Source organism: Citrobacter freundii ATCC 8090 = MTCC 1658 = NBRC 12681, from assembly GCF_011064845.1.
Classification (GTDB): Bacteria; Pseudomonadota; Gammaproteobacteria; order Enterobacterales; family Enterobacteriaceae; genus Citrobacter; species Citrobacter freundii.
Map to the genome: position 1 here is coordinate 2,548,099 of NZ_CP049015.1, position 19,770 is coordinate 2,567,868.

17 protein-coding genes and 2 pseudogenes are annotated in these 19,770 nt (G+C 51.1%); 5 read left to right on the forward strand and 14 right to left on the reverse strand.

Annotated elements, in window-relative coordinates; all coding sequences use genetic code 11:
- Positions 1 to 104: 104 nt before the first annotated feature.
- The 6 genes and pseudogenes from umuC to cybB all read right to left on the reverse strand — a co-directional run bounded on the left by umuC (position 105) and on the right by cybB (position 4,159).
- Positions 105 to 1,367 carry a translesion error-prone DNA polymerase V subunit UmuC gene (gene umuC, locus G4551_RS12220; RefSeq protein WP_003836068.1) on the reverse strand — a complete coding sequence of 421 codons (1,263 nt, stop codon included), beginning with the start codon at positions 1,365 to 1,367 and terminating at the stop codon, positions 105 to 107.
- 2 nt (positions 1,368 to 1,369) lie between these two features.
- A pseudogene (umuD, locus tag G4551_RS12225) lies at positions 1,370 to 1,708 on the reverse strand (translesion error-prone DNA polymerase V autoproteolytic subunit); the annotation flags it as partial.
- An 8-nt stretch (positions 1,709 to 1,716) separates the two neighbouring features.
- Positions 1,717 to 2,885, reverse strand: a protein-coding gene (locus G4551_RS12230; protein ID WP_085951607.1) for an IS3 family transposase whose coding sequence is annotated in 2 segments (ribosomal slippage) — positions 1,717 to 2,636 and positions 2,636 to 2,885 — 1,170 coding nt in all. Because the reading frame shifts where the segments join, the coding sequence is not laid out codon by codon here.
- 62 nt (positions 2,886 to 2,947) lie between these two features.
- Positions 2,948 to 3,034 (reverse strand): annotated as a pseudogene (locus G4551_RS24000) (Y-family DNA polymerase); the annotation flags it as partial.
- A 2-nt stretch (positions 3,035 to 3,036) separates the two neighbouring features.
- Positions 3,037 to 3,456 (reverse strand): translesion error-prone DNA polymerase V autoproteolytic subunit, encoded by a 420-nt coding sequence (locus tag G4551_RS12240; protein WP_003020321.1) that lies wholly within the window; start codon positions 3,454 to 3,456, stop codon positions 3,037 to 3,039.
- 172 nt (positions 3,457 to 3,628) lie between these two features.
- Positions 3,629 to 4,159 carry a cytochrome b561 gene (gene cybB / locus G4551_RS12245; RefSeq protein ID WP_003020322.1) on the reverse strand — a complete coding sequence of 177 codons (531 nt, stop codon included), beginning with the start codon at positions 4,157 to 4,159 and terminating at the stop codon, positions 3,629 to 3,631.
- Positions 4,160 to 4,348: 189 nt separating this feature from the next.
- Between cybB and gap the strand changes: the two genes are divergently transcribed.
- Together gap and G4551_RS12255 are read left to right on the forward strand one after the other, a co-directional pair.
- Positions 4,349 to 5,350: a type I glyceraldehyde-3-phosphate dehydrogenase gene (gene gap / locus G4551_RS12250; protein ID WP_003020325.1), complete on the forward strand. Its 1,002-nt coding sequence runs from the start codon at positions 4,349 to 4,351 to the stop codon at positions 5,348 to 5,350.
- Positions 5,351 to 5,476: 126 nt separating this feature from the next.
- The gene (locus G4551_RS12255; protein ID WP_003840844.1) at positions 5,477 to 6,403 is read left to right on the forward strand and encodes an alpha/beta hydrolase; all 927 of its coding nucleotides are present in this window, start codon (positions 5,477 to 5,479) and stop codon (positions 6,401 to 6,403) included.
- Between the two features lie 41 nt (positions 6,404 to 6,444).
- Here the strand turns inward: G4551_RS12255 and aldA are convergent, their stop codons facing one another.
- From aldA to hrpA, 3 genes are all read right to left on the reverse strand, one after another.
- Positions 6,445 to 7,884 (reverse strand): aldehyde dehydrogenase, encoded by a 1,440-nt coding sequence (gene aldA, locus G4551_RS12260; RefSeq protein WP_003840843.1) that lies wholly within the window; start codon positions 7,882 to 7,884, stop codon positions 6,445 to 6,447.
- Positions 7,885 to 8,083: 199 nt separating this feature from the next.
- On the reverse strand, positions 8,084 to 8,881 hold the full coding sequence (locus tag G4551_RS12265) for a YdcF family protein (protein WP_174435671.1): 798 nt from the start codon (positions 8,879 to 8,881) through the stop codon (positions 8,084 to 8,086).
- Between the two features lie 80 nt (positions 8,882 to 8,961).
- Positions 8,962 to 12,864, reverse strand: coding sequence for an ATP-dependent RNA helicase HrpA (gene hrpA / locus G4551_RS12270; RefSeq protein WP_032941318.1), 3,903 nt, complete (start codon positions 12,862 to 12,864; stop codon positions 8,962 to 8,964).
- A 201-nt stretch (positions 12,865 to 13,065) separates the two neighbouring features.
- On the opposite strand from hrpA, the gene azoR reads away from it, so the two are divergent.
- Positions 13,066 to 13,671: an FMN-dependent NADH-azoreductase gene (azoR, locus tag G4551_RS12275; protein ID WP_003840837.1), complete on the forward strand. Its 606-nt coding sequence runs from the start codon at positions 13,066 to 13,068 to the stop codon at positions 13,669 to 13,671.
- A gap of 43 nt (positions 13,672 to 13,714) precedes the next feature.
- Here the strand turns inward: azoR and G4551_RS12280 are convergent, their stop codons facing one another.
- The 4 genes from G4551_RS12280 to G4551_RS12295 all read right to left on the reverse strand — a co-directional run bounded on the left by G4551_RS12280 (position 13,715) and on the right by G4551_RS12295 (position 17,190).
- Positions 13,715 to 13,906 (reverse strand): hypothetical protein, encoded by a 192-nt coding sequence (locus tag G4551_RS12280; protein ID WP_003020344.1) that lies wholly within the window; start codon positions 13,904 to 13,906, stop codon positions 13,715 to 13,717.
- A gap of 122 nt (positions 13,907 to 14,028) precedes the next feature.
- Positions 14,029 to 14,355: a YdbL family probable chaperone protein gene (locus G4551_RS12285; RefSeq protein ID WP_003840834.1), complete on the reverse strand. Its 327-nt coding sequence runs from the start codon at positions 14,353 to 14,355 to the stop codon at positions 14,029 to 14,031.
- Between the two features lie 7 nt (positions 14,356 to 14,362).
- Positions 14,363 to 14,554, reverse strand: coding sequence for a YnbE family lipoprotein (locus G4551_RS12290; RefSeq protein ID WP_003020350.1), 192 nt, complete (start codon positions 14,552 to 14,554; stop codon positions 14,363 to 14,365).
- The gene (locus tag G4551_RS12295) at positions 14,551 to 17,190 is read right to left on the reverse strand and encodes a YdbH family protein (protein WP_003840832.1); all 2,640 of its coding nucleotides are present in this window, start codon (positions 17,188 to 17,190) and stop codon (positions 14,551 to 14,553) included. Before G4551_RS12295 ends, G4551_RS12290 begins: the two co-directional genes overlap by 4 nt.
- 615 nt (positions 17,191 to 17,805) lie before the next feature.
- Between G4551_RS12295 and G4551_RS12305 the strand changes: the two genes are divergently transcribed.
- Both G4551_RS12305 and hslJ read left to right on the forward strand, forming a co-directional pair.
- A complete protein-coding gene (locus G4551_RS12305) occupies positions 17,806 to 18,795 on the forward strand; it encodes a 2-hydroxyacid dehydrogenase (protein ID WP_003020354.1) in 990 nt (329 codons plus the stop codon).
- Between the two features lie 112 nt (positions 18,796 to 18,907).
- Complete coding sequence (gene hslJ, locus G4551_RS12310) at positions 18,908 to 19,327, forward strand: heat shock protein HslJ (RefSeq protein WP_003840829.1); 420 nt, start codon at positions 18,908 to 18,910, stop codon at positions 19,325 to 19,327.
- Positions 19,328 to 19,340: 13 nt separating this feature from the next.
- Here hslJ and G4551_RS12315 read toward each other — a convergent pair whose 3' ends face one another.
- Positions 19,341 to 19,607 (reverse strand): putative hemolysin, encoded by a 267-nt coding sequence (locus G4551_RS12315; RefSeq protein WP_003840828.1) that lies wholly within the window; start codon positions 19,605 to 19,607, stop codon positions 19,341 to 19,343.
- Between the last annotated feature and the right edge of the window lie 163 nt (positions 19,608 to 19,770).

Here is a 19,770-nt window from a genome sequence, read left to right on the forward strand (position 1 = left end):
GTTGGATATCTATCAACTCCTCCAGTCGGAAAAATGTACTCTAATATAGCCTATCTTTACGTCTATAATATAAATCCCCATTAGGGAATCAGTTCAAAGCCATTTCACTTCGCCACTGGCAAATCTGAATAGCGGGTTGTGTAAGAGGGAGACAACATCTCACGTTTCATAGCCCATGTTTTTTCGACCCCCTGACCTGCAAACCAAATTTTTCCTTTCCCTGACTTATTCAATTTGTCGATGGTTTCCATTAACGCAGCGCTGTTTCTTCGTTGGGTATTATCGTCAAATAAATTTAGCTGAGCCACTCCATTACTAAAAAAATCAGTAAGAATAACACCAGCCTTCATATATCGATGACCATCAACCCATACCCTCCTTAGGGCGTTCGTAGCAGCGTTTATAATGTCACGTGTATCATTAGATGGTATCAATAGTTTTACGGATGCTTGATTCCCATAGTATATTTCGTTATCTGCATGTGGGCTTGTACGAAGAAAAACGCTAACGAAACGACAAAACTGGCGCTCACTACGTAGTTTTTCTGACGCCCGCTCTGCATAAGCACAAATGGCCTGATGCATATCTGAGTACTGAGTTATACGGTGGCCAAAAGATCTACTACAGATGATCTGTTGTTTTGTTGGTGAAAATTCTTCTAGTTCAAGGCATTGCTCACCACGAAGTTCTCGGACGGTCCTTTCAAGCACGACATTAAAATGCTTTCTTATTACCCACAATGAGCTTTCAGCCAGATCAAGCGCTGTATTAATACCCATGGAGTTAAGTTTCTTACTAATTCTTCGACCAATACCCCAAACATCCTCAACAGAGGTAAGTGCCATCAGTCTACGCTGCCGATCAATATTCGATAAATCGACAACACCACCAGTGCCACGCCATTTTTTGGCGGCATGATTAGCTAACTTTGCTAATGTCTTTGTTTGTGCAATACCTACTCCCACAATTAAACCAGTATTTTTTAATACTTGATTTTTCATCTCATAGCCGAAAGAACTTAGGGGCATGCAATTCATCATCCCAGATAAATTAACAAAAGCTTCATCAATTGAATAAATCTCGACGGAGGGAGATGTTTCATTTAATGTCTGCATAACTCGCTCACTTAGATCAGCATAGAGTGCATAGTTAGAGCTGAAGACATGAATTCTAGAACTATATGTATTATTCTTTATTTTAAAGAAAGGCTCACCCATTTTTATACCAAGTGATTTTGCTTCAGCTGAGCGAGAAATAATACAGCCATCGTTATTTGAAACGACGACAACAGGTTTCCCCTGCAAGTCTGGCCGAAAAACAGTTTCGCAAGAAGTATAAAAACTATTTACATCGACGAGAGCAAACATATCTATTTATGCGCCTTAATACTAAAAATTACTACGCCAAATATTTCTAATTCATCCACATTTTGAAATGAAATCGCGGAATAATGATGGTTGTGAGGTACTAGCTGTAGATAAGGATGAGTACGAAGTTCTTTCACGGTGAATTCACCTGAAACAGCAGCAATAACAATATCGCCATGTACGGCCGAAAGCGAGCGATCAACCACTAAAAGATCACCATCACTGATACCAGCGCCATGCATAGACTCCCCGCTAACTTTTATGAAGTAAGTGGCACTTGGATGTCTTATCAACAAGTTATTGAGATCCAGTCTGTCCTCAACATAGTCCTGTGCTGGGCTTGTAGTGGTCAACTAAAACTGGCCACGGCTTTAGAGTTTTTCCAGTATCGGTTTTCCGATTCGTTTGGGGGCAACCCACCGTTATAGTCATGCGGCCTTAGCGAGCTGTAATACCCGACGATATAGTCTGTGATCGCATGAGCAGCATCGCTAAAGTTTATATAACCTGTCACTGGCACCCACTCGTTTTTCAGACTACGGAAGAAGCGTTCCATCGGGCTGTTGTCCCAACAGTTTCCACGTCGGCTCATACTCTGCCTGATCTGGCAACGCCACAGTAACTGCCGGAACTGCCTGCTTGTATAGTGGCTACCCTGGTCACTGTGGAACATCACTCCGACTGGTTTACCGCGAGCTTCCCACGCCATTTCCAGCGCTCTGATGGTCAGCTTGCTATCCGGCGAGAATGACATTGCCCAGCCCACTGGTTTCCTTGCGAACAGATCGAGAACAACTGCAAGGTAAGCCCAACGCTTGCCTGTCCAGATGTACGTCACATCGCCGCACCACACCTGGTTAGGTTCTGTCACTGCGAACTGTCGCTCAAGGCGATTCGGGATAGCGATGTGTTCATGACCAACACGTTTATACCGGTGGGTAGGCTGCTGACAACTCACCAGCCCCAGTTCTTTCATGAGCCTGCCAGCAAGCCAGCGTCCCATTCTGAAGCCTCTCAGGGTTGCCATAATGGCGATACTTCTTGCGCCAGCAGAGCCATGGCTGATGTTATGCAGCTCCCGAACCTGGCTGCGTAACACAGCTCGCCAGCCGTCTGGCTTTTCGGCGCTTTTCTCCCAGTATTTGTAGCTACTGCGATGAACCCCGAACACGTGGCAGAGTGTGACCACAGGATACTGCGCTCTGAGTTTCCCGATTAACGAGAATTGTTCAGGGAGTCTGACATCAAGAGCGCGGTAGCCTTTTTTAATATGTCGTTTTCCATTTCAATGCGTTGTAGCTTTTTCTTCAGCTCACGTATTTCAATCTGTTCCGGGGTTATAGGGGAGGCTTTAGGTATTTTGCCCTGTCGTTCATCCCGCAACTGCTTTACCCATCGCGTCATGGTAGAAAGACCCACATCCATAGCACTGGCCGCAGCTGCAACGGTGTAGTTCTGATCAAGGACCAGTTGAGCGGATTCACGTTTAAACTCTGCGCTGAAATTTCTTTTTTTCATTGAGGCACCTGTAATGTTCTGAGGTGAGCATATCACCTCTGTTCAGGTGGCCAAATTCAGTAAACCACTACAGGTTTGCCCTTCAGATCGGGCCGGAATGCCGACTCACAGCTGGCATAAAATGAATTAACATCCACCAGCGCAAACATAATCAGCCCGCAGATTTAATGATGAATGTCACCACGCCAAATATATCCAGCGTGTCCTCGCTGCCGATCATGATCGGCGCGTAGGCGCTGTTCTCTGGCTTCAACATCACCACCGGATGCAATTGCAGGCGCTTAACGGTGAATTCGCCTTCAATAGCAGCAACCACAATGTCTCCGTGGGCCGCTTTTCTGGCACTGTCGACTACCAGCAAGTCGCCAGCACCGATCCCTGCCCCCATCATGGAGTCGCCAGACGATTTAACAAAATAGGTTGCGCTGGGATGCTGCACCAACAGATCGTTGAGATCGATACGTTTCTCAACGTAATCCTGCGCAGGAGAGGGAAAACCGCAGGGCACGAGATCGCTAAATAGCGGGAAGTGTTTGATTTCGCGGTGTTCAACTGGCTGGAAAAACAACATAATAATCTGCCTCTCATATAACTGTATTTATATACAGTAGTTTTAATGAAGACAGTGATCAAGTGACAAGTGTGGCGAATTGAGCGTTGTTTAACCATCTTGTCGATAAGCTTTTATGATGTCTGGAAAAATAATCGGCTAAAAAAATGCCCCACATTTGCGGGGCATTACCTCAGGAGCGTTTTCGCGGCATCATGCGCAACAACGTATTGTCCTTCCAGAAATAGTGATGCATCAGGGCAGCAGCAGCATGCAGAGCAATAACAAAATAACCCAGGTTTGCCAGCGTCACGTGCCAGGACTTCAGCATATCCACTAAATCAAAGTTGGCCTCTGCCGCATGCGGCATAACGATGCCGAATGCAATCCACGGGTTACCCCGGTTGTACATCATCACCAGCCCAATAATCGGCAGGACAATAAACAACAGATAGATAACCAGATGCCCCAGATGCGCCATTCCGGTCATCATCGGCTTCGGTTTTGGCACAATCGGCGGAGCCGGGTATTTCAGCCTGACCAGCAGACGCGCCACCATCAGCGTTAAAATAGTGATACCGCAGGATACGTGCACCATGTTGAACAAGGGGCGATAGCTGCGCGGGAAAAATCCGCGAAACTCCATGGCGCTGTACGCCACAATAACCAACAAAAAGACCAGCCAGTGAATACCGATTTGCAGGCCAGAATACTTATTCCCCATAACACTTCCTGAATAAAAACAATAATGCGTCAACATAACGGGCTTTTGTTAAAAATTCATTAACTTTTGTTCACCCATTTTCAGTCGCTTACGCTTAACCGCAAGAACCGCTATTGCCGAGGATGCCTGTCTGGACTAAGCCTGGTAGGGAAAATATGTCGTACCGCCTCATTCTGACAGGAGAAAACCATGAGTAAAATTGGCATTAACGGTTTTGGTCGTATCGGTCGTCTGGTATTGCGTCGACTACTGGAAGTCAAAAGCAACGTGGAGGTTGTGGCCATTAATGACCTCACCTCGCCCAAAATTCTCGCCTATCTGTTAAAGCACGATTCAAACTACGGCCCGTTTCCCTGGAGCATCGACTTTACCGAAGACGCGCTGATTGTCGACGGTAAAAAAATCGCGGTTTACGCAGAAAAAGAGGCCAAAAATATTCCGTGGAAAACGACTGGCGCTGAGATAATCATCGAATGCACCGGTTTTTATACCTCGACAGAAAAAGCCAACGCGCACCTGGATGCAGGGGCCAAAAAAGTGCTGATATCCGCCCCGGCTGGCGATATGAAAACCATCGTCTTTAACGTCAACGACGATACAATGGATGCGAACGATCGGATTATCTCGGTCGCATCGTGCACCACTAACTGCCTCGCACCGATGGCGAAAGCCCTGCACGACAGCTTCGGTATTCAGCTTGGCACCATGACCACCATCCACGCCTACACGGGAACGCAGTCGCTGGTTGATGGACCTCGCGGGAAAGATCTGCGCGCCTCACGGGCAGCAGCGGAGAATATCATTCCCCATACCACCGGAGCCGCCAAAGCCATTGGTCTGGTCATTCCGGCATTGAGCGGAAAATTAAAAGGCCACGCCCAGCGTGTTCCGGTGAAAACAGGATCCGTCACGGAACTGGTATCGGTATTGGGGAAAAAAGTCACTGCTGAAGAGGTCAACAACGCGCTGAAAAAAGCCACGCAAGACAATGAGTCATTTGGTTATACCGATGAGGAAATCGTCTCGTCAGATGTCATTGGCTCGCATTTCGGTTCGGTATTTGATGCGACACAAACCGAAATTACCGAAGTGGGCGATCTGCAACTGGTAAAAACAGTCGCCTGGTACGATAACGAATACGGTTTTGTCACCCAACTTATTCGTACGCTGGATAAATTTATCAAGCTCTAATGTTCTGGCGGAGGCTCGCCTCCGCCCTCTTTCATTTCCCGCGAATTCAATACGTTGTGAGTCTCTCCCCGTTTTCGATTCACTGACTGTGCTATAGCTAACCTTTGCCACTGAGGGAGCATAGTAATGGAAGCACTGAGTCGTGAAACGTTAGAAAACATGATGGAGCAAGCCGTTGCTAAGGCCACCACCGTCTCATTCTGGCCGCAGGGTGAAGCCCCCGGAGCAAAAAACAGTGATGCGGTGTTTACGCCTGAACCCCGACATACAGGAACATCTCAGTATGATCGTGCGGTCACCGGTATTCGCGCCCCGGAAATTACCGTTTATGCCCCCGCAAAACCTAACGGCATAGGGATCCTTGTCACGCCAGGCGGCTCTTATCGTCGCGTGGTGATGGATAAAGAAGGCAGCGTACTGGCACCGTTCTTTAACGCTCGCGGTTATACCCTGTTTGTGATGACCTACCGCATGCCGGGTGATGGCCATGAGGAAGGCGCAAACGCGCCGCTGGCCGATGCCCAGCGCGCCATGCGCTACATTCGCGCCAACGCCCATGAATGGAAAATTAACCCTGATCGTATCGGTGTGTTGGGCTTCTCTTCCGGTGGTCACGTGGCCGCCAGTCTGGGAACCCGGTTTGCCGAAACGGTTTATACGCCGATAGATAACGTAGACGAGCAACCTGCGCGCCCTGCGTTTATGGCACTGGTGTACCCGGTTGTCACTCTGCGCGAAGACATCGGTCACCCGGGATCTCGTCTTGAGCTGGTTGGCGCTAAGCCAGAAAAGGAAGATCTGCGCCACTATTCTCTGGAAGAACGCGTGGATAGCACAACGCCGCCGACATTCCTGCTACACGCCATTGACGATCCGGCGGTGAAGGTAGAAAACAGCCTGGTCTTCTTTAATGCGCTACGTGAGCAGGGCGTTCCGGTCGAAATGCATCTGTTTGAACGCGGTAAGCACGGATTTGGTATTCGCGATGCGCAAGGGTTACCGCTGGCCATCTGGCCGGAAATGATGATGAACTGGGTAGCCACTAAAGTGTGAGGATGGCGCCGGGTGGCGTACAGACTCACCCGGCGAAAAACTTAGGACTGCAGATACACCACTTGCGTTTGCAGGTATTCGTTCAGGCCATGTTTACCATCAGCCCCGCCAATCCCGGACTTACGCCAGCCAGCGTGGAAGCCCTGCATCGCCTCGAAGTTTTCACGATTAATATAGGTTTCGCCAAACTTCAGCCCCTTAATCGCCTTCATTGCCGTATTCAGATTCTGCGTATAGATCGATGAGGTCAGACCGTAGTCGCTGTCATTGGCCATTGTCAACGCCTGTTCCAGCGTATCAAACGCCACCACCGGCAGCACCGGACCAAACGTCTCCTCGTGCATAATCGCCATCTCCTGGCGCACGTCTAACAGTAACGTCGGCGGGTAGTAATAACCTTTGCCGACAACAGCCTTACCGCCCAGCGCCACTCTGGCCCCTTCCTGCACCGCTCGTGCGACTTTCTGCTCCACACGATCCAGCGCAGCGGCGTTAATCAGCGGCCCCATCGCAATGTCATTGCGTTCGGCCGGATTGCCAAACTGCACGGCTTTCATCGCCTCACCCAAACGATTAACGAACCGGTCATAGATACCTTTCTGAACGTATACGCGCTCAGCACAGTTGCATACCTGTCCGGTATTGATCACCCGCGAGTCAACAATGGCCTTCACCGCCAGCTCAAGATCAGCATCGTCCATCACGATAGCCGGAGCTTTACCACCCAACTCCAGACAAACTTTAGTGATGTTTTTGGCCGCTGCGGCCATAATTTTCTCGCCCGCACCGACGCTGCCGGTCATACTCACCATCGCCACCTTGGGGTTTCCAGCCAGCTCCTGACCGACCGTTTCACCGCGTCCCAGCACCAGATTAAAGACCCCGCGCGGTAAACCAATGTCATCAACAATTTTGGCAAAGGCGATGGCGTTATTCGGTGTGAATTCACTCGGCTTAATGACAATGGTATTCCCCGTCAGCAAGGCGGGAGCCAGTTTGCGGGCAATCAGGAAAAACGGGAAGTTCCACGGCAGAATGCCCGTCGTCACGCCCAGTGCACGCTTAAACAGCAGGATATTCTCACCCGGGCGATCGCTTTGCAGGATCTCACCTTCATAGCGACGCGCCCACTCCGCCATGTAATCGATATAGTCGGCGGTAAACGCGACTTCAACGTCAGCCAGTTGTCGAATTTTTCCACCTTCCGCCACAATCAACGCGCTGATTTCATCGGCTCGCTGGCGGATACCCGCAGAAATTTTGCGTAACCAGTTTGCCCGTTCAATGGCAGGCAACGCTTCCCATTGCGGCTGAGCGCGATCCGCGGCATCGATCGCTTTACGTGCGTCTTCGGCACGCCCATCGGGAATACGCGAGATAATCTCTTCCGTGGCCGGATTGACGACATCAATCCAGGCGTCATCGTGCCAGGTCACAAACTGCCCATCGATATACATAGGATGTTGTACGGGTACTGACATGCGGCTCTCCTGTGATTGATTTGTTTTCAACAAGTAAAACTATTGTTAATTAATATCAATCATGCATGGCGCATTATCGCTGGAGTGGCGGTTCTGTGAACTGCTTCATAAAAGCGCCTGGCAAAGTGATGATTAAGAGAAAAAACGGGTGGGCTTTCTGCCCGTTTGCCGTAAAACGCCGACAAACGGGCAGAAGGGATTACAGAGAACGGCTCTCAAGTAAGTCGGTCAGCGCGGTATCATTTTTTAGCTGCTGCCAGGCTTGCTCAACGTCCTGAGGAATATCAACATGGGCGATAAAATCGCGGCCGCAAGGCCCGTAGCCGGTTGCATCATCACGCAGGCGCGGAAGCTCACCGGTAATGAGAGACAGGTAACGATCCACCGACCACAGACCTTCGGCGGTCGGGGCAAAATCCACGCCGTCGCCCTGCTCAATCAACTCGGGGACAAAACCGGGGAAACTGATCCAGCGTGGGGGCTGAGGGTCGTCACGCGTGACGCGTTCAAATGTCGCCATGGTGCGGCGCTGCATGGTAGGGTCTTGCACCACAATGACGGTCCCCATGGTTTGGGTCGCCTGACGCAGTAACGCACAGCTAAACCGGGCGTTCTCCCCACAGTTGGTGGACTGATCCTCTACCCAAATCTTCTCACCAGGAATGTGCCAGAACTGGTGCGCGATATCGGCAAGGATCGCCGCTTCCGCGCGACCAGTGGTACGAATCGTGTGGTAGCGTGGATGCTCTGCGATGGCGGCATACAGAAAGGTCGTTGAGTGACCGATACCGCCGCTAATCAGCAAGGGAACCTGTTGCTCTTTCGCTATCCGACAGGCTGCATCGATGGTCGGGATCACTGCGTTCCCGGCCAGAATCACGCAATCTGTCTGCACCGTAATATTTTCAGCGAAATCATTTTGCGCCAGCCATTGCCCCACGGTGTTAATCGCCGCAAGGGTGCTAGCGGAAAGTGGCGGAAACTGTCTCATGTTCATGACTCCTGGAGTTTGTTCTTTACCGGATACAGATGCCGGATGGCGGCTACGCCTTATCCGGCCTACGGTCCAGCACTGCGTTAACCCGTAATCTGATCCATTGCCTGCAGGATACGCTTATCCGAAATCGGATACGGCGTGCCAAGCTGCTGGGCAAAGTAGCTGACGCGCAGCTCTTCTATCATCCAGCGGATCTCTTTGACATCGTCATCTTCGCGGCGCGCGGGCGGCAATTTATTGAACCACTGCTGCCAGGACTGCTGCACGGTGTCCACTTTCAGCATCTGCGCGCGATCGCGGTGCGGATCGATGGCCAGTTTCTCCAGCCGTTTTTCAATCGCCTGCAAATAACGCAACGTATCGCCCAGACGTTTGAAACCGTTGCCGGTAACAAATCCTCGATACACCAGTCCGCCCATTTGCGCTTTGATATCCGCAAGCCCCAGCGCCATGGTCATATCCACGCGCCCTTTCAGACGTTTGTTGATATTAAACACTGCGGTCAGGATCTGTTCGACCTGCTTCGCAATCTCCACCACCGTATCGTTCAGTTCAGCCCGCACTTTTTCATGCAACGCCGCAAAGCCTTCTTCGGTCCACACCGGACCACCGTTGGCGTCAATTAGCTGATCCACACCGCAGGAGATACAGTCGTCAATCAAATCCAGAACTTTACCGTACGGGTTAAAGTACAGCCCCAGCTTGGCTTTATTGGGCAGCTTCTCGTGCAAATATTTGATTGGCGAAGGAATATTCAGCAGCAACAGGCGGCGTAAACCGCACCACATCGCCTGCTGTTGTTCCAGCGGATTATCAAACAGTTTGATGGCAACGCTGTCACGCTCATCGACCAGCGCCGGCCACGCTTTCACCTTATAGTTACCGCGTTTTTGTTCGTAACTTTCCGGAAGCCGGCCGAAGCTCCAGATGTGCAATCCACTCTGTTCGATACCGTCATCGGCCACCGCAGACAATGTTTCCTGAACTTTGCCCTTCAGCGCATCTTTCAAATCCTGTAGCGAACGCCCTTCCTGCAGCTTCTTGTTCTTATCATCCACCACCCGGAAGGTGATTTTTAGGTGATCGGGCACCTGATCCCAGTGCCAGTCTTCACGGTCAACGGTGACGCCGGTCATGCGGCGCAGTTCACGCTCCAGCGAGTCCAGCAGCGGCAGTTCCAGCGGCGTCACTCGGCCTAAAAACGCTTCCGCATAGTTCGGTGCGGGTACAAAGTTGCGTCGAACCGGTTTCGGCAGCGACTTAATCAGGGCGATCACCAGTTCACGGCGCAGCCCCGGAATTTGCCATTCAAAACCGCTCTCGTCGATCTGGTTGAGCAGCGGGAGTGGAATATGTACGGTCACACCGTCCGCATCGGCTCCGGGTTCGAACTGGTAGCTCAGGCGCAGCTTAAGGTTACCCTGATGCCAGAAGTTCGGATAATCCAGCTTACTGATTTTCTCCGCGCCCTCTTTGATGAGCATGCTCTTTTCAAAGTTGAGCAGATCCGGTGTTTCACGGCTGACCTTTTTCCACCAGCTATCAAAGTGACGAGCAGAAACCACCTCATGGCTGATACGTTGGTCGTAGAACTCAAACATCGTTTCGTCATCGACGAGAATGTCGCGGCGGCGTGATTTGTGCTCTAACTCTTCCACCTCCGCTCGTAGTTTCAGGTTATCGCGGAAAAACGCATGGCGCGTTTGCCAGTCACCTTCCACCAGCGCATGACGAATGAACAGTTCACGCGATAACGCAGGATCGATCTGACTGTAATTCACCTTACGGGCCGCAACAATCGGTAAGCCGTAGACAGTGACTTTTTCTGTCGCCATCACAGCACCCTGCGCGCGTTCCCAGTGCGGCTCACTGTATGAACGTTTGATCAGATGCTGGGCTACCGGCTCCACCCATTCAGGATCGATACGCGCGGCAATGCGTCCCCACAAGCGGCTGGTTTCCACCAACTCCGCTACCATCGTCCACTTCGGCGGTTTTTTGAATAAACCTGACCCCGGGAAGATCGAGAAGCGAGCGTTACGCGCCCCGGTAAACTCCTGTTTATCGGTATCTTTCATCCCGATATGAGACAGTAAACCGGTCAGCAACGCGACGTGGATCTCCCGATATTCAGCAGGTTCGCTGTTAACCGGAATACCCAACTCTTTCACCACCTGGCGCAGTTGTGTGTAGATATCCTGCCACTCTCGCACGCGCAGATAGTTCAGAAAGTCGACTTTGCACTGGCGACGAAACTGGTTTGACGACAACGCTTTTTGCTGCTCGCCGAGATAGTTCCACAGATTCACAAACGCGAGGAAATCAGACTCTTTATCGTGGAAACGGCGGTGCTTCTCGTCGGAAGCCTGCTGCTTGTCCATTGGACGCTCGCGCGGATCCTGAATGGACAGCGCCGAGGTAATGATCATCGCCTCACGTACGCAGCCATGTTTTTGCGCTTCCAGCACTATGCGCGCCAGACGCGGATCCACCGGCAGTTGCGACAGCTGACGGCCCAACGGCGTTAACTTGTAAGCTGTTGCCTGTTCGTCGGTGGTTATCGCCCCCAGCTCTTCGAGCAGGCGTACACCGTCCTGAATATTGCGCTTATCCGGCGCTTCAACAAACGGGAACGCCGCGATATCGCCCAGCCCCAACGCGGTCATCTGCAAAATAACGGATGCCAGGTTGGTACGCAGGATCTCCGGGTCGGTAAACTCCGGACGCGACAGGAAATCGTCTTCGGAATACAGACGAATACAGATCCCTTCCGAAACACGACCACAGCGGCCTTTACGCTGGTTGGCAGAAGCCTGCGACACCGGTTCAATCGGCAAGCGCTGAACTTTGGTGCGGTAACTGTAGCGACTGATACGCGCGGTGCCTGGATCAATGACGTATTTGATTCCCGGAACGGTCAGCGACGTTTCTGCCACGTTGGTCGCCAGCACGATACGGCGACCACTGTGCGACTGGAATACACGGTTCTGCTCACTGTTTGAAAGACGCGCATACAGCGGCAACACTTCGGTGTGGCGTAAATCCAGTTTATTCAGGGCATCGGCGGTATCACGGATTTCACGTTCGCCGCTCATGAAGATCAGAATGTCGCCCTGACTTTCATGGCCTAACTCATCTACGGCATCAAAAATCGCCTGCAGTTGGTCACGCTCGGTGTCATCTGCATCTTCAACAATCGGGCGATAGCGCACTTCCACCGGATACGTTCGGCCGGAGACTTCGATAATCGGCGCGTTATTGAAATGCTTTGAAAAGCGTTCAGGATCGATGGTCGCCGAAGTGATGATAATTTTTAGATCCGGGCGACGCGGCAGAAGTTCTTTCAGATAGCCGAGCAGAAAGTCGATATTCAGACTGCGTTCATGCGCTTCATCGATGATGATGGTGTCGTACTGCATCAGCAGTCGATCCTGCTGGATTTCCGCCAGCAGGATACCGTCCGTCATCAGCTTGACCATGGTGTTATCACTGACATGATCGCTGAAACGAACTTTATAACCAATACAGCCGCCCGGCTCGGTCTGCAGCTCTTCCGCAATACGGTTCGCCACGGTGCGCGCCGCCAGACGACGCGGTTGGGTATGGCCGATCAGCCCTTTTACCCCGCGCCCCAGTTCCATACAGATTTTGGGTAACTGGGTGGTTTTCCCCGAGCCGGTCTCGCCAGCAACAATCACCACCTGATGATCGCGAATTGCGTCCAGAATATCCTGTTTTTTCTGGCTGACGGGCAGGTTTTCCGGATAGCTGATTTCCGGACGCGCCGCTTCACGCAGCACAACTTTACCGGCTGCCTGCTCAATCTCTTTCGCCATCTCCTGGTAAATGGCCTGTTGTGCATCAGGATTTTTAACCTTCTTCACGCCGTGCAGGCGGCGGGCAAAACGCTGTCTGTCACGCAGCATCAATGAATCCAGCTGTTGCTGCAACATGTTGAAGGTTAATTTTTGTTGTTCTGTCATAGCGTTAAAAGGCAGTGCTCTGCCGGGTTAAATCTCTTTTAGATGATGGGTATAGAGTACCACATCGGCGCTTTTCATGTGTTGTTCAATAATTTCGAACATAGGATTCGATATATTGCGCTATCACTGCGACAGGATTGTGAATAAAGTGTCAACAAGCAACGGGGCTCACCCCCTTCAAACACATAAAAGGAAACACCCATGAGCAAGGTATTAGTTCTTAAATCCAGTATTCTGGCAGGGTACTCTCAGTCTGGTCAGTTGTCTGATTATTTTGTTGAACAGTGGCGTGAAAAGCACTCTGCTGATGAAATCACTATCCGTGACCTGGCTGCAAATCCTGTACCGGTACTGGATGGCGAACTGGTGGGTGCGATGCGCCCGAGCGATACACCGCTGACACCGCGTCAGCAGGAAGCGCTGGCGCTGTCCGATGAGCTGATTGCTGAGCTGAAAGCGCATGATGTGATTGTTATCGCCGCGCCGATGTACAACTTCAACATCCCAACGCAGTTGAAAAACTACTTTGACCTGATTGCCCGCGCTGGTGTGACTTTCCGTTATACCGAGAAAGGCCCGGAAGGTCTGGTGATGGGTAAACGCGCTGTGGTGCTGACCAGCCGTGGTGGTATCCATAAAGATACACCAACCGACCTGATCACGCCGTACCTGAACGTATTCCTGGGCTTTATCGGCATCACCGACGTGAATGTCGTCTTTGCTGAAGGTATTGCTTACGGCCCGGAAGTGGCGTCTAAAGCACAATCCGACGCGAAAGCCGCTATCGACAGCGTAGTTGCTGCCTGATAATTCCCCCTCTCACCGTCCGGTGAGAGGGTTTCTCCGGCACTTACTTCTTTACCTGTACCCGTATCTGTTTGCCGTGAATGCGATTAATATCACGCCAGATGGTTGCATAATCCCTGCATTTCGCCAGATTCTCTTCCCAGCAATGAAGCAAAAATTGTTCAGGCTCCGCGACATCCCGGCTTAACAGTTTGAATACCCAACGATTCCAGACATACCACTTGAGAAGCCACATGATTTCACCCCACAACGCAACCGGTGTTGGACTATATCAGCATCCATTTTATGCCGTGTGGCAACTATTGCGATGTCGATGAGTAAGTCAGCGTCGTGACCGGGGGTTGTGTACAAAGAGATTTATTCTTTCCGCAACCACTTACCATTTATACCCTGGACATATTCACCCGGTTTAGCGCGAGCAACCAGCTTTTGCCCGGCCATTTTTGCTACTTCATCTGGCGGAATATTATTGCTCTCTGCCAGTTGCTGATAGCTGGCGTTGCGCGCTTTATTAATCTCACTCACCAGTGCCTGCGTTTCGGCATCGGTTTGCAATGCAACCAGATAGCCATTGAGCGTTTCTCCTACTCGACCCTGAGCTCTGGCTTCATTCAGGGTCAATGCCCACGCATTGCTACTGAGTAAACTCAGGACGACCAGCGCCACTGCAAACTGTTTTCTCATCATGACCTCAGAACAAATCGCTGCGCGATTTCAATAAGCTTTCGACGTCTTTATCAACTTTGATATGGATCTCATGCTCGATTTTGACGTTCATATTAATGGTGATGGGCTCTTTTGGCGCAGCCACTTCGATTCTGGGAGTGCACCCTACCAGCAGAGATGAAGCCAGCAGACCCAGCATGGCAGCTATCGTTTTCATTGTTGTTCCTCACATTCCTTGCCTTCCGGGCAATGGGTTTCCGGCAGCGCTGCATTTTGTTCAAGCCATGCCTGTAAATTGTCGCCAAAACGCAAGCTGCGCCATAGCGTAAAGACGTTTTCCTCGTGGGTATAATTCAAATTAACTGTACCTACTTTGCCATCCACCCGACTATTGCCAGTCACGGTTGACTGCATGGTTAAGACACCGAGGTTATCCAGATTTATTTTCGTCCACGAATGGCTTATTTCCATATAACGCAGCCAGTTAATGGCCGCCCCCGCCGCCATGTTATCTTTGACGACCGCATCCGCGGTGTCCTTATCAATACGCAACGTCATCGGCCCCGGATTAGTCAACCAGCCGTCTTTGATGATCCATTTTTCGTTATCCAGCCATAATGGCAACGCGCCACTGACCGGGCCAGACATGGCGAACTGTTTGGGGTTAACCGCACTGATAAGCTCGCTGGAAGAGATATTCTGCACTCGCAATAAGGCCGGATCGTGCTGCGGCATCCGCAGTTGCTGCATGATGATTTTGCCCCCCAGCAGGTCAGCGCTGACATCGCTCAACAGTAACGGGTTGTTTTCACTCCAGGGGTATGCCCCCTGCAGATCGGCGGCGATATTTTTCACCGTCACCTGATTCACCACTTCCGCAATACGCAATGAAATAGGTCCACGCGTACCCAGTTGCCATGCACCTTCACTAAACCGGAAAGGCAATACAAAATCGACACCGTTGATTTGGTTATCGGGCATCCAGGCGCTACCGCCTTTTAACACTCCATGACCGCCCGCTTCAAAGCCCTGCTCCGGGGCTGCCGAAAACGCGACCTGCGCATACAGCTCACCTTCTCGTAGCTTCATTTTCCAGTCAGGTGGGATCAGCGGTTGGAATACGGTGAGCGATTGTTTTGGCCACCAGGCCTGTCCGCGCAGGCGGATACCGTCCCAACGACCATTCAACTGTACGGGCCCAATCGCCCCAGCGTGAAGCTGGCCTTTGAACTGGAAGATTGTCGGATCGCTACCATCGACGCTGAACTTCAGCGTCGATGGTGGTAACACGCTTCCCCCGGTGAAGGTGGTGTTCCCTGCGTCCAGCGACAGCGCGCCGCTAAATGTCGGTTTGGTTGCATCCCGCACCCAGACTATCGGTTCGTCCATCACCAGGCGTGGGTTTTCCACCTTCATCGTACCGTATTGCAAATGATCAAATCCGGTGGAAAGATCAAATAGCTTCAGGGTGTTGTCATGCCATTCCCCCTTACCCGCTACGTCCCAACGGGCATGCATCGGCGTAAAGCTGCCTTCACCCCAATATCGCCACTGCCAACGACCAGCATCAGGAAGAAAATCATTTGCCAGGCCATCCAGATGCAGTTCAAAGCCCCCCATCTGGTTTTCATGCGCACGTAAAATAGCCTGCAGACGCCCATCCACACCGCGTTGCGTGACTTTTACCCCTGCCAGCGGCCAGCGAATCTCGTCAATATCCAGCGAATCAATCACCCGCCCACGTGAGCGCAGCAGCGCCCCTGGCTCGAAAGCCAATTGCGGATCGTTCAGACTTCCGGTGAGTCTCGCGGGTAATTTCGCGTAGAAGATCAGATCGCCCTGTTTCGCTTCACCGGTCAACTGTAGCGGCATCTCGCTACTATCCATGCCAAGCTTACCCGGCCCCAGCGTTAATACGGCATTTCCTTTACCGGCGTCGCCATGCGTCAGAACATTCAGACGCCCACTCACCACCGCGTTTTCCAGTCCTGCCTGCCAGTTTTCAACTTTCATGCCCAGCCGGCCACTTAACGGGAATCCCTGATAAGGCCAGTTCCAGCGTCCGTCGCTGATGGTCAGTTGCTGGCGTGTTATTTCCCACGGAAGGTCAAGCAGCGGATCGGCATTATCCCGCGCCATGACGATCAGTTGTCCGCTGTTTTGTTGCCACTCCAGTTCGGCGTCCACAAGCGTAGGTTCTTGCGGCAAACTTAACGTCGCAACCGCATGACCGCTTACCGGCAGTCCATCGGGCACCAGTGGCATAGTGAATTCACCGACCAGTCTTACCGGCGGCTGGCCTTCAAATGCCGCAACATCCAGCTCAGTTACTGTGAGGTTTTGCCCGTGCAAACGCCCCTGGAATTTAACTTTTTCCCCCTGGTAACGCAGCTGTTGAGTGGAGGGAGTGAGCGAGAGTGACAGTTTTCCCTGCCATTCCTGCCATGGAGAGAGAATAAGTTTGTCGATGTTAATCCAGGTATTAGGCAGCATTGACTGCCATTCAGCCAGCGTTTTGGGCGCTACTGGCGACGGCTCTGTCTGTGGCAATTTGGCCAGGCAAGCTGAGTCCAGCTCGATGGTCCCGACATTCAGCAACCAGCGGCTGGGGTGAGACAGATCCGCCTGAGTAATGCGCGCTAGCGGACAATCTTCAACCAGATAGCGGAGTTCAGGTATATGTAACCCATGCCGTGTCAGCCGCGGGCTCTCGTCCAGCGCGATGCGTGTTCCAACGGGTAACCAGATACCCACCAACGTAGGCACCCACAGGCCAAGCGTCATCACTAGCGTCAGCGGCACGAGAATCAATAATAAGAGGAGTGCCAGAACGGCTTTATATTTACCCTTCATGGGTAGTTAATATCCTGATTTAGCAAAAATTTAAGCCGGTTTAGGCCCGTATTGTGGCATGTTTAACTGGATATGCCCACATTAAGGATAGATAACCGTTTTATAGGCACGCTGTTACACGTGCCGTCGGGGATATTAAGATTCAGACTCAATGGGGCCTCAGTTGTCCATCGCTATGTTTAGGTCCTATACGACCTGCTTCTATCAGAATTTCTTCAATGAGTTCTTCGAGGCACTCCCTACCATGATGATCGCAGACCAGATGTACCTGCCGGGAAATCTCATCAGGTTTCATACCATCGCATAATGCCGCCTTCAGCATTAAGGTGGCCCATCGTTTTGCTTCAGAGTGAGTTAACATGACTCCTCCCGATATTTGCTACCTGTATAAGCGTAGCTGTCAGGATGTGATTCGGCTGGCTTTTTAACCACGTTGTCTTTACCGGTATGAGCTGAATGAAAATTATCCAGTTGTTGAAAACGCGTAATCTGCCCACACTAACCAGATATACGTTGGAATTATTCATTACGTCCATGACTATCAATAACTTTTTATATTTTGTAAAATAATTTGAATTGGATTAATGTGACGTCAAAATCACTGGAGAAAGTCTTATGAAACTCGCCATCTATAGTACAAAACAGTACGACAAGAAGTATCTGCAGCAGGTTAACGAGGCTTTTGGTTTTGAACTTGAATTCTTTGACTTTCTGTTGACGGAAAAAACAGCCAAAACCGCCCATGGCTGCGAAGCCGTGTGCATTTTCGTCAACGACGATGGTAGCCGCCCTGTTCTGGAAGAGCTGAAAAAGCATGGCGTGAAATATATCGCGCTACGTTGCGCCGGGTTCAACAACGTCGATCTCGACGCTGCAAAAGAGCTGGGTATGCAGGTCGTACGTGTGCCAGCCTATTCACCGGAAGCCGTCGCTGAGCATGCGATTGGCATGATGATGACGCTGAATCGCCGCATTCACCGCGCTTATCAGCGTACCCGTGATGCCAACTTCTCTCTTGAAGGGCTGACCGGCTTTACCATGTATGGCAAAACGGCTGGGGTGATCGGTACCGGTAAAATCGGTATTGCGGCCCTGCGGATCCTGAAAGGTTTTGGTATGCGCCTGCTGGCGTTTGATCCCTACCCAAGCGCTGCTGCGCTGGAGTTAGGCGTTGAATATGTCGATCTTAAAACGCTATTTGCCGAGTCCGATGTCATCTCTCTGCACTGCCCGTTAACACCGGAGAATTATCATCTGCTCAATCATGAAGCCTTTGAGCAAATGAAAAACGGCGTGATGGTTATTAACACCAGTCGTGGTGCATTGATCGACTCGCAAGCCGCTATTGATGCGCTGAAAAACCAGAAAATTGGTTCTCTGGGTATGGACGTGTATGAAAACGAACGCGATCTGTTCTTTGAAGATAAATCCAATGACGTGATTCAGGATGATGTGTTCCGTCGCCTGTCGGCCTGTCATAACGTGCTGTTTACCGGGCATCAGGCGTTCCTGACCGCCGAAGCGTTAACCAGCATTTCTGAGACTACGCTACAGAATCTGGCTCAAATCTCCAAAGGCGAAACCTGTCCAAACGCCCTCTTCTGATTTCCGTGCTCCCCTGGATTCAGGGGAGCATTTTCAGACAATCACCGATGATAAAACACTCAGTATCATTATTATATTGAATGTATTCCCGTCACAAACCCAGAGAAATAGAATGAAGAAAGTTGTCACGTTGATTGCGCTCAGCATGCTGATGGCTGGCTGTGTGAGCAATGGAAAAGTGTCCGTCAATCGCGAACAGTTGCAGCATCACCGCTTCGTTTTGCAGAGCGTCAATGGCAAGCCGGTAACCGTCGCCAATAACCCACCTGAATTAAGTTTCGGTGAAAATATGACGGTGTCGGGAAAAATGTGTAATCAGTTCCATGGTCAGGGCAAGCTGTCCGACGGTGAATTAAAAGTGAAAGACATGGCAATGACGCGCATGATGTGCGCCGATCCACAGCTTAACGCGCTCGACGGCATCGTCAGCGAGATGTTTAAGCAAGGCGCACAAGTTGATCTGACTGCTGACCAGTTAACACTGGCTACGGCAGAACAAACGTTGACGTTTAAACTGGCAGATTTAATGTAATAAAAGCAGTGGCTCAATAATTCCCACAGCTTCCGGCGGCAAGCGACTGCTCACTACAGCGTTTGCCGTTAGGTAATGCACACATGCCGATGGCAGAACCATCCAGTTGGCGTGCCACGGAGAGCGAACCTCCAATCATGGCGCAATTTGCCTCTCCAGAACTGGACATTACGGCCTTCATTCCCGGTGCGACATGAGCGGCGGTTGCCTGCTGAACAGGTTCACTGCTGCACGCCGATAATAATAACGCGGCACACCCTACCCAAAACGCTGCGCGCATCTTACTCCCCTCTGAAAATTAACCAAACGACACAGCCATAAATAATAGGCAGCGGAAACATTGCCGTCGAGAGGCAAAATGCGCATTTATGCGTGCTATTTACATTTTCTGGCAATTTTTTGGCTACTCCTTTGATCAAACCATTCATTCTGATTATTCCCAG